This window comes from Chromohalobacter sp. HP20-39, from assembly GCF_033052815.1.
Classification (GTDB): Bacteria; Pseudomonadota; Gammaproteobacteria; order Pseudomonadales; family Halomonadaceae; genus Chromohalobacter.
The window spans coordinates 1-258 of record NZ_JAWHTP010000851.1; the positions used below are offsets into that span (position 1 = coordinate 1).

General features: G+C 69.4%; 1 protein-coding gene. It reads left to right on the top strand.

What is annotated here, in order from left to right; all coding sequences use genetic code 11:
* Positions 1-258: DUF2167 domain-containing protein (locus tag RVY79_RS20370; RefSeq protein WP_317466406.1), on the top strand; the 258-nt coding region annotated here is incomplete at both ends.

Consider the following 258-nt stretch of genomic DNA (forward strand, 5'->3'; position numbering starts at 1 on the left):
GCTATGTCAAAGACGGTGACGCGAAGGAGTGGAAAGCCGACGAGCTGCTGGCCAGCTACAAGGAAGGCACCGAGGCCAGCAATGAGGAGCGCCAGAAGATGGGCGTGGCCCCGCTCGAGATCACCGGCTGGGCCGAGGTGCCGGCCTACGAGGCGGGCACGCACCGGCTGGTCTGGGCCATGAGCTCGCGGGAGAAGGGCGCGCCGGCCGCCGCGCCCCAGGGCGTCAACTACAACACCTTTGCGCTGGGCCGCGAGG